This is a genomic window from Martinezella miluonensis, assembly GCF_900094545.1.
Taxonomy (GTDB): domain Bacteria; phylum Pseudomonadota; class Alphaproteobacteria; order Rhizobiales; family Rhizobiaceae; genus Rhizobium; species Rhizobium miluonense.
This window is the reverse complement of the sequence record NZ_FMAH01000086.1, coordinates 1-8055: the sequence shown is the minus strand read 5'-3', so window position 1 is coordinate 8055 and position 8055 is coordinate 1. Positions and strand designations below refer to the sequence as shown.

Genomic DNA, 8055 nt, shown 5'->3' with positions numbered 1-8055 from the left:
GGCTCAAGCCCTGGGGCAAGGCCATCTACAAACGACGGAAAGAGACGGTCGAGCGCTCGTTTGCCGACGCCAAACAGTTGCATGGTCATCGCTACGCGCGGTTCCGAAGTCTCATCCGGGTCCAATGCCAGTGCCTGATGGCCGCAGCCGCCCAGAACATCAAGAAGATCGCAATGGCCCTCACCAAGGCCAGCCAACCGAGCCCCGCATAAGCAGAGGGAATCTGAACGGCCCGTTCAAAACATCCAGTCAACCTCGAAACTCAACACAAAATAAAACCCCGCCAAAAAATGACGGGGTTTGTCAGCGGTCTGAGCCGGGGCGAAACCCCGGCTTTTTCTTCAGGCTATGCCTGCAGATGATCAGAACTTGACGCCGATACCGACCTTGACGCTCTGCTCGTCGAAGCCGCGCGAGAAGCTGCCGGAGTCGAGGTTGAAGGTCTTCTTGCCGTAGTCGGTGTAACGGTACTCGAGACGAGCCGTGATGTTGTTGGTGATGAAGGTTTCAGCACCTGCACCGACCGTGTAACCAACAGCCGTCTTGCTTTCAGACGAAGTAGCGTCTTCGAGCTTGTTCTGGCCGATTGCCAGACCGGCCGTGCCGTACAGCATGAACGGGTTGAAGTCGTAACCGATGCGGCCGCGAACCGAGCCGTTGACGCCGTTCTTGGCGGTCAGGCCGTTACGGCTCGTTTGGGAGTCAGCGTAACCGAGGTCGGCTTCAACACCGTATACGATCTGGCCCTGCTGCCAGTTGTAGCCAGTGAAGGCACCACCGCCGAAGGCGTAGCTATTGCCGGTGCGGTTGAAGTGACCTTTGTTCCAGTCGCCTTCGCCACCGATGTAGAAGCCGGACCAGTTGTTGACGGCCGGAGCTGCTTCCTGGGCGACGGGCGGCTGCGGAATCTGCTCAACGGCATCGGCAGCGTGAGCTGCAGTGAAACCGCCGAGGGCGAAAGCGGAGACCATGAGGGTCGTTACGAGAGTACGCATACTTTTCTCCTTTCAGTCCCGTGAGCTTCGTCTACTGTCTTTGACTTCGAAGCGTCACGAGCAATTAAAAAACACATCCCTCCCGGATCGAGGTTGAAACTGAATGGCAAATGAGGAATTGGAAGAGCCAAAATATGATTTCATTGTGGCACAGACATGGCTGAATTTCGATGTTGCTTCACCGCAACATATGAATTATTAACCATAACCAATGGTTAAAGCGTGTATACTTATTTTAATCTAAATATACTTTAAGTTCTACATATGCGACCTCAAGAACGCCACCTGCAGAAGCATCTTTTCATATGGTGTATCCACGCCCTATATGATCATCGATTGGGTAACGATGAGCAAAAGGCGATCTCTTGAGCCAGGAAAAACTACGCGCCGCATTGATAACGGGCGCGTCCAAAAGAATAGGCCGGGCCATCGCCGAGGATTTGTCGGCGAATGGCTTCGTCGTGGCCCTGCACGCCAATAACTCCTTCGACGAGGCTGCAGAAATTGTGGCGAAACTGCAGCAAAAGGGCAAAAAGGCGATTGCGATCAAGGCCGATCTGCAAAATTTGGGCGAGACATCAACCCTTGTCGAAAAGGTCACCGAGGCGCTCGGCCCGCTTGATCTGCTGGTCAATAATGCCTCGGCCTTCCTCGGCGATTCTGCCGACCGCTTCGACGCCGAAGCCTTCGAGGCGCATTTCGCGGTGCATGTCCGCGCGCCGTCGATTCTGGCTGCCGATTTCGTGCGGCAGCTTCCAGAGCCCTATCCGGGGCTGATCGTCAATATCATCGACCAGCGGGTCTGGGCGCTCACTCCGCGCTTCTATTCCTATACCTTGTCAAAGGCCGCCCTATGGGCGGCTACGCAGACGATGGCGCAGAGCTTCGCTCCCCGCATCCGTGTCAATGCGATCGGTCCCGGCCCAACCGTGCGCAGCGTGCGGCAGACGGAAGAGGACTTTCAAGCGCAGATCGACGGCCTCATATTGAAGGCGGCGCCGGGGCTCGAAGAATTCGGCCGCACCGTCCGCTTTCTTTTTGACACGCCCTCGATCACGGGCCAAATGATAGCGCTCGACGGCGGCCAGCATCTTGCCTGGGAAACGCCTGATGTGGCGGAGAGTGCGGAATGAATGGACGAAAGCTGCCCGACGGCGGCATTCTCTACGACGAATCAGAGGATATCGAAGACGACATCGAAGTGGAGGGCGATGCCGCCACCTCCCCTGTCACGCTCGTCGACTGGAACGAAGGCGGCAAGAACGAGACCGGACTTCGCGGCGCGGAGCTGATCGCCGAATTCGTCAAGCGGCTGCCGAACAATCCCGGCGTCTATCGCATGTTCAACGAAGCCGGCGACGTACTTTATGTCGGCAAGGCGCGGAACCTGAAGAAGCGCGTCGCCAATTATGCGATGGGCCGGGTGCATTCCAACCGCATCGCCCGCATGGTCCGCGAAACCGCCAATATGGAGTTCGTGACCACGCGCACGGAGACAGAAGCGCTGCTGTTGGAAGCGAATCTGATCAAGCGCTTGCGGCCACGCTTCAATGTGCTGCTGCGCGATGACAAGTCGTTTCCTTATATTCTGATCACAGGCGATCAGCGCGCGCCGGCCATTTTCAAGCATCGAGGCGCCCGCGCCCGCAAGGGCGATTATTTCGGCCCCTTCGCGTCGGCGGGCGCCGTCGGTCGCACCATCAATTCGTTGCAGCGCGCCTTCCTGATCCGCACCTGCGCCGACAGCGTCTTTGAGACGCGCACCCGGCCCTGTCTGCTCTACCAGATCAAGCGCTGTTCCGGGCCCTGCACGCATGAGATCAGCGATGCAGGCTATGCGGAACTGGTGCAGGAGGCTAAGGACTTCCTTTCCGGCAAGAGCCAGAACGTCAAGGCTCATATGGCCGAGGCGATGAATGCTGCCGCCGAGGATCTCGATTTCGAGCGCGCCGCCGTCTTTCGCGACCGGCTGGCGGCACTGTCGCATGTGCAGAGCCACCAGGGCATCAATCCTGCCGGCGTCGAGGAAGCCGATGTCTTCGCCATCCATCACGAGGGCGGCATCTCCTGCATCCAGGTCTTCTTCTTCCGCACAGGCCAGAACTGGGGCAACCGCGCCTATTTCCCGAAAGCCGATCCGTCTCTTTCGGGCGCCGAAGTGCTGAATGCCTTCCTGGCGCAGTTCTATGACGACAAGCCGGTGCCGCGGCAGATCCTGCTGTCGGAAACGGTCGAGGAGATCGAGCTTTTGACCGCCGCTTTCAGCGAAAAGGCAGGCCACAAGGTCGCGATCCTCGTGCCGCAGCGCGGCGAAAAGCGCGATCTGGTCGATCATGTCGTTGCCAATGCCCGCGAGGCACATGGCCGCAAGCTCGCCGAGACCGCCTCGCAGTCGCGGCTGCTCGAAGGGTTCAAGGAAACATTCCAGCTTCCCTACGTGCCGCAGCGCATCGAGATCTACGACAACTCCCACATAATGGGTACGAATGCAGTCGGCGGTATGGTTGTGGCGGGGCCGGAAGGCTTCGTCAAAGGCCAGTATCGCAAGTTCAACATCAAATCGACCGACATCACGCCGGGCGACGACTTCGGCATGATGCGCGAGGTCATGACGCGCCGCTTCTCCCGCCTGCTGAAGGAAGAAGGCAAGCCCGACCGAAGCGCGGCTGCGGAGGCTTCCGGCACCGATGCGGTCGATCAGCCCTTCCCGGCTTGGCCCGATATCATCCTCATCGACGGCGGCCAGGGGCAGATGACGGCCGTGCGCGCCATTCTCGAGGAACTGGGAATCACCGACAGCGTTATCGCCATCGGCGTCGCCAAGGGTGTCGACCGTGACGCCGGACGCGAGCGCTTCTTCGCCCCTTCGCGCGAAAGCTTCACGCTGCCGCCGCGCGATCCGGTACTCTATTTCATCCAGCGCATGCGCGACGAAGCCCACCGCTTTGCCATCGGCTCCCATCGCGCCCGGCGCAAGAAGGAGATGGTGAAGAACCCGCTCGACGAGATCGGCGGCATCGGCCCTTCGCGCAAGCGGGCATTGCTGCAGCATTTCGGCACCGCCAAGGCCGTCTCGCGCGCCGCGCTCTCCGATCTGATGGCCGTGGAAGGCATATCGGAGGGTGTGGCTCGGCAGGTCTATAACCATTTTCATGAAGACGCCGCGAAATAGAAAATCCCGGTCGCAAATTCCACGCAATAGCGGTGAAAAAACAGAAACAATGTTGACCATAAGCTAGTCAAACCATCATCTAAGTGTGACCCCAAAAAGTGCGAAGCGGTTTTTGGGGTCACACGCAATCAAGTGACGCGACCGGGATGAGACGTAACAATGGCTCATCGGGCTCGGTCGGGACAACCGAAACGAAATGATTTCCATGGCTTCGCGCGCTTACAGCATTCCTAACCTGCTCACCTACGGCCGCATTCTCTGCGTACCCCTGATCGTTCTGTGCTTTTTCATCGAGGGCAAGCTGGAAGGTTCCGATTTCGCGCGCTGGGTCGCACTCTGGATCTTCGTCATCGCCTCGCTTACCGATTTCCTCGATGGCTACCTCGCGCGCATCTGGAACCAGACCTCGAATATCGGACGCATGCTCGATCCGATCGCCGACAAGCTGCTGGTCTCTGCGATCCTGCTTTTGGTCGCCGCCGACGGCACCATTGCCGGCTGGTCGCTCTGGGCCGCCATCATCATCCTCTGCCGCGAAATCCTGGTCTCGGGCTTGCGCGAATATCTGGCGGCCCTAAAGGTCAGCGTTCCCGTGACGCGCATTGCGAAATGGAAGACGACCGCCCAGCTCGTGGCTATCGCCTTCCTTCTGGCTGGGCCGGCGGGCGACAAGGTGCTACCCTATACGACGGAGATGGGCATCGGCCTGCTCTGGATCGCGGCGCTGCTGACCATCTACACCGGCTACGATTATTTCCGCGCCGGGCTGAAGCATGTCGTGGATGAAGAATAATGACCAAGCTCGTCTATTTCGCCTGGGTGCGTGAGCGGATCGGCAAAACGGAAGAGGAGATTTCCCTTCCCGCCGATGTCGTGACCGTCGGCGATCTTCTGAGTCATTTGAAGAGTTTGGGAGAGGAATACGAGGCAGCGCTTCAATTCCCCGAGGCGATCCGCGTGGCCATCAACATGGAACATGCCGATCACGACGAGCCTGTCGCCGGAGCGCGGGAGATCGGGCTCTTCCCTCCGATGACCGGGGGGTGAGCTGATGAGCGTACAGCCGCTTGTCCGCGTTCAACGCGAGGATTTCGATCTTCAGGTGGAGATCGACCGGCTGACCGACGGCCGGCATGACATCGGCGCGGTCGTTACTTTCTCGGGGCTCTGCCGCGACGAAGGCGGCACGCTGGGCGCCCTTGAGCTCGAACACTATCCCGGCATGGCGGAGGCGGAGATCGCCCGCATCGCCAATCTCGCGATCGAGCGCTTCGAGCTTCTCGGCCTGTCGGCCATCCATCGCTACGGCAAGATTGCGCCCGGCGAGAACATCGTGCTCGTCATTGCCGCGGCGTCGCATCGGCAGGCCGCCTTCGACGGCGCCAATTTCGTCATGGATTTCCTGAAAACCTCCGCTCCCTTCTGGAAAAAAGAACATGGCAGCGACGGTGCGCAAGGCGGCTGGGTTTCGGCTAGGGATGCCGACGATGCGGCGCGCGCCAAATGGGCCGGCGACAAATAGGCTTCAGGGCACAACCCTTTCGCGCCGGCTTAGCACCAGCAAGAGCACGAGCAGCGAGAATATGACGAAGTCGCGCCACAGGAACGGGCCGTAAGCGCCCCACATGGTCTCGGAGAGGCCAAGGAGCGCTGCCCCGCCCGCCGACTTCAAGGGGTCGGAATAACCACCGACCGCTGCGACCATCAGCACCTTGAGCCCGAACATCAGCCCTGCCCCGAAATCCATCGTTCCGTAGTAGGACGTGGCCAGCAGCCCGCAGATGGTCGCAACCAGCGCGGAAGCGACATAGGCCAGCAGGAAGACACGGTTAGCGCTCGTGCCGCAGAGTTCGGCGGCGAATGCGTCATCGGTCACCGCCCGCCAGATGCGCCCCCAGCCGGTGCATCTAAGGACATAGGCGCCTGCAAGGATAACAAGGATCATCAGCGCTGTATTGAGCAGCTGGATTTCGGTCAGCGTTACCCGGAAATCGCCGCTATCCCAGAAGACGATCGCTTCGTTCAGGAATGGCGGCAACCAGATGCTGCGCGTATTCGAAGCCAAGCGCGCCGTCTCCATCAGGATGATCATCATGCCAAGCGCGGCGACGATGACGGTATTCGGCGACTTGCGCGACAAAGGCAACATGATCGCGCGGCCGACGAGGAAGCTCGTACCCAGCGTATAGCCGACGGCGACAACCGTGCCGAAGGTGAAGGCGGCCGGCAGGATCAGATACATTCTCGTGTAGCCGACATCGGTGAAGAGTACCAGCATCTGGCCGGCGAAGGCGAAGAGCGCGCCATAGGTGATGTCGGCCCGCTTCATCACCCCGAACGCGATGGAATAGCCAAAGGCCAGTGCCGCATAGAGCGCGGCGAGTGGAACGGCATTCGCCAATTGCTGCAGAAGATAGGCCATCCGCCCCTCCGAGGAACATGTAAATAGTAACTGGCAAAATCAATTTTACCAGTTATAATTTTGGTCATGAGCTTTTCCTGGACCCCACATCGCTTTTCCGGTGGCGCGCTGGCGCTCGATGTCGCCAACAGCGTGATCCTGCGCCACGACGACGAGCGCCGGACCGATCGTTTCGCGGCAACGGGACAGATGGACAGCTTTCCGAAAGCGGCCGCCAATTTCTGCGCCGAGCGGGCGCTTTTCGGCGATATCCTGCCGGTGCAGCGGGAAAACAGGGCCGACTTCATCACGATGCGCGAGACGATCGACCGCTACTTCCGGGCGCGCGTTCTGGGCGAGGCCGCAGAGCTGCTGCTTGCCGATCTGCTTGCTGCATTGGCGAAGGTCCTGAAGCGCGCCGCAGCCGATGGGCTCGATGCCGCGACGGTGCATTCGACGCTGCGGCTCATCGCCATGCCCGATCCCGAACGAATGAAAATATGCCGCAACTGCGGCTGGCTCTTCATCGACCGCAGCAAGAACAAAAGCCGCGCCTGGTGCGATATGGCGGTCTGCGGCAACCGCGCCAAGGCCAGCCGGCACTACCGGCGCAAGAAGGAGGAGACTGCACCATGAAGATGCGAAGGATCATGCTGACGACGATCGGCGCAGGAATAGTCGCCGGCCTAGCGCTGGCCGGCTGCCAGAGGAAGGACGATCAAGGTCCGACTGAGCTCACCGGACGCATCTTCGTGTTCAATTACCGCGTGGCGAGCGCGACCTACATGATCACGCTGAAGAAGATCGCCCCGATCCCCGAAGGCACGACGGCAGTTGCGGAATTCGAAAATCCGGCAGGCGGCGATCCGCTTGTCGTCCACCAGAAGATCTATTCCTTCTGGGACAAGATCACCCTGGAAAGCCCCGATCTGCGCTGCGTGCGCAAGGACCGCCCCTATTCCGTTTCGATCAAGCTGGTGGATGCCAGCGACAAGACGATCCAGACGCTCAAGACCGAGGTCAAGTCCGATCTCGACCAGACCGTGCTGCCGACAAAGCCGCTCGTCGTCGGCCCGGTCTACACCGCCAATCCCGATGTCTTCAAGAGTGACGGCAGCGTCGATTACGGGCACGATACCGCTTGCCCCGCATGAAAAAAGCCGGGATGCGATCCCGGCTCAGACTGCTGACAAACCTCTGGCTTTGGCCGGAGGTTTTTGATTCAATGGGACATGTTGAAGAAACCTGCTGCCGAACAGACGGGTCTCGAGATGGTGACGCTCGACAGCCTGGTGCCGAGAGATCATCTGCTTCGCAAGATCGATGCGGTGATCGACTTTACTTTCATCGATGATCGCGTTGCGGGATTGTATTGCGCCGACAACGGCCGGCCGCCGCTCGATCCGACATTGATGTTCAAGGCGCTGTTCATCGGTTATCTTTTCGGCATCCGCTCGGAACGTCAGCTGGTGCGCGAGATCGAGGTC

At 59.7% G+C, this 8055-nt stretch carries 11 protein-coding genes; 9 read left to right on the top strand and 2 right to left on the bottom strand.

Annotation, left to right across the window (positions count from 1 at the left end):
- A partial coding sequence (locus tag GA0061102_RS32155) for a transposase (protein ID WP_208858742.1) occupies positions 1 to 212 on the top strand: 212 nt, incomplete at its 5' end.
- Positions 213 to 362: 150 nt separating this feature from the next.
- Here the strand turns inward: GA0061102_RS32155 and GA0061102_RS32150 are convergent.
- Complete coding sequence (locus GA0061102_RS32150) at positions 363 to 995, bottom strand: outer membrane protein (RefSeq protein WP_092856754.1); 633 nt, start codon at positions 993 to 995, stop codon at positions 363 to 365.
- A 365-nt stretch (positions 996 to 1360) separates the two neighbouring features.
- On the opposite strand from GA0061102_RS32150, the gene GA0061102_RS32145 reads away from it, so the two are divergent.
- The 5 genes from GA0061102_RS32145 to GA0061102_RS32125 all read left to right on the top strand — a co-directional run bounded on the left by GA0061102_RS32145 (position 1361) and on the right by GA0061102_RS32125 (position 5689).
- On the top strand, positions 1361 to 2128 hold the full coding sequence (locus GA0061102_RS32145) for an SDR family oxidoreductase (protein WP_092856751.1): 768 nt from the start codon (positions 1361 to 1363) through the stop codon (positions 2126 to 2128).
- Positions 2125 to 4167: an excinuclease ABC subunit UvrC gene (uvrC, locus tag GA0061102_RS32140; RefSeq protein WP_092856748.1), complete on the top strand. Its 2043-nt coding sequence runs from the start codon at positions 2125 to 2127 to the stop codon at positions 4165 to 4167. Before GA0061102_RS32145 ends, uvrC begins: the two co-directional genes overlap by 4 nt.
- A 205-nt stretch (positions 4168 to 4372) precedes the next feature.
- On the top strand, positions 4373 to 4960 hold the full coding sequence (gene pgsA, locus GA0061102_RS32135) for a CDP-diacylglycerol--glycerol-3-phosphate 3-phosphatidyltransferase (RefSeq protein WP_004122205.1): 588 nt from the start codon (positions 4373 to 4375) through the stop codon (positions 4958 to 4960).
- Positions 4960 to 5214: a molybdopterin converting factor subunit 1 gene (gene moaD / locus GA0061102_RS32130; protein WP_092856745.1), complete on the top strand. Its 255-nt coding sequence runs from the start codon at positions 4960 to 4962 to the stop codon at positions 5212 to 5214. The genes pgsA and moaD overlap by 1 nt, the downstream gene beginning before the upstream one ends.
- Before the next feature lie 4 nt (positions 5215 to 5218).
- Positions 5219 to 5689: a molybdenum cofactor biosynthesis protein MoaE gene (locus tag GA0061102_RS32125; protein ID WP_092856742.1), complete on the top strand. Its 471-nt coding sequence runs from the start codon at positions 5219 to 5221 to the stop codon at positions 5687 to 5689.
- Positions 5690 to 5692: 3 nt separating this feature from the next.
- On the opposite strand, the gene GA0061102_RS32120 is transcribed toward GA0061102_RS32125, so the two are convergent.
- Positions 5693 to 6589 (bottom strand): branched-chain amino acid ABC transporter permease, encoded by an 897-nt coding sequence (locus tag GA0061102_RS32120; RefSeq protein ID WP_092856739.1) that lies wholly within the window; start codon positions 6587 to 6589, stop codon positions 5693 to 5695.
- Between the two features lie 66 nt (positions 6590 to 6655).
- Here GA0061102_RS32120 and GA0061102_RS32115 point away from each other — a divergent pair, with 66 nt between their 5' ends.
- From GA0061102_RS32115 to GA0061102_RS32105, 3 genes are all read left to right on the top strand, one after another.
- Positions 6656 to 7204, top strand: coding sequence for a CGNR zinc finger domain-containing protein (locus GA0061102_RS32115; RefSeq protein WP_092856736.1), 549 nt, complete (start codon positions 6656 to 6658; stop codon positions 7202 to 7204).
- Positions 7201 to 7722 (top strand): hypothetical protein, encoded by a 522-nt coding sequence (locus GA0061102_RS32110; RefSeq protein ID WP_092856731.1) that lies wholly within the window; start codon positions 7201 to 7203, stop codon positions 7720 to 7722. Before GA0061102_RS32115 ends, GA0061102_RS32110 begins: the two co-directional genes overlap by 4 nt.
- A 78-nt stretch (positions 7723 to 7800) precedes the next feature.
- On the top strand, positions 7801 to 8055 hold a 255-nt coding region (locus GA0061102_RS32105; RefSeq protein WP_139115139.1), incomplete at its 3' end, for a transposase.

Bases quoted from the DNA above. Each gene is read 5' to 3' on its own strand.
- GA0061102_RS32150 (WP_092856754.1), bottom strand. From the start codon at position 995: ATGCGTACTCTCGTAACGACCCTCATGGTCTCCGCTTTCGCCCTCGGC.
- uvrC (WP_092856748.1), top strand. From the start codon at position 2,125: ATGAATGGACGAAAGCTGCCCGACGGCGGCATTCTCTACGACGAATCA.
- pgsA (WP_004122205.1), top strand. From the start codon at position 4,373: ATGGCTTCGCGCGCTTACAGCATTCCTAACCTGCTCACCTACGGCCGC.
- moaD (WP_092856745.1), top strand. From the start codon at position 4,960: ATGACCAAGCTCGTCTATTTCGCCTGGGTGCGTGAGCGGATCGGCAAA.
- GA0061102_RS32125 (WP_092856742.1), top strand. From the start codon at position 5,219: ATGAGCGTACAGCCGCTTGTCCGCGTTCAACGCGAGGATTTCGATCTT.
- GA0061102_RS32120 (WP_092856739.1), bottom strand. From the start codon at position 6,589: ATGGCCTATCTTCTGCAGCAATTGGCGAATGCCGTTCCACTCGCCGCG.
- GA0061102_RS32115 (WP_092856736.1), top strand. From the start codon at position 6,656: ATGAGCTTTTCCTGGACCCCACATCGCTTTTCCGGTGGCGCGCTGGCG.
- GA0061102_RS32110 (WP_092856731.1), top strand. From the start codon at position 7,201: ATGAAGATGCGAAGGATCATGCTGACGACGATCGGCGCAGGAATAGTC.